The organism is Aeromonas piscicola, assembly GCF_000820005.1.
GTDB classification, from domain to species: domain Bacteria; phylum Pseudomonadota; class Gammaproteobacteria; order Enterobacterales; family Aeromonadaceae; genus Aeromonas; species Aeromonas piscicola.
Genome location: NZ_CDBL01000005.1, coordinates 1 through 376, shown reverse-complemented (window position 1 = coordinate 376; position 376 = coordinate 1). Strand labels below are relative to the sequence as shown.

Genomic DNA, 376 nt, shown 5'->3' with positions numbered 1-376 from the left:
ACCCGCCAGCGGCGGGCCGCCGCCATGTGGGAGGCCAGCGGCTCCATGATCCTGATGATACCGGCGGTCGTGCTGAGCACAGGCCTCTTCATCATGTTCATGCCTTTTACTGATGTCTTTGCACTGGGGCCCTGGCTGGTGGTACTGGTCAACGCTCTGATGGCATTGCCCTATGTGCTGCGCACCCTCTCAGCCCCCATGCAGCTGGTGGTGCGCCAGTACGATAGACTGGCCGACAGCCTGGGGGTGCGCGGGCTGCATCGCCTGCGGCTGGTGGAGTGGCCCCTGCTGCGCCGCCCGCTGGCACTGGCCATGGCGCTCTCCATGATCCTCTCGCTCGGGGATCTAGGCGCCATCGCCATGTTTGGCAGCCAGG

Annotated in this window: 1 protein-coding gene; it reads left to right on the top strand. The window is 65.7% G+C overall.

The genetic code is table 11. The features are described from left to right. Positions 1-376, top strand: a 376-nt coding sequence (locus BN1128_RS00665; protein ID WP_042865658.1) for an ABC transporter permease subunit, incomplete at both ends; no start/stop codon positions are given.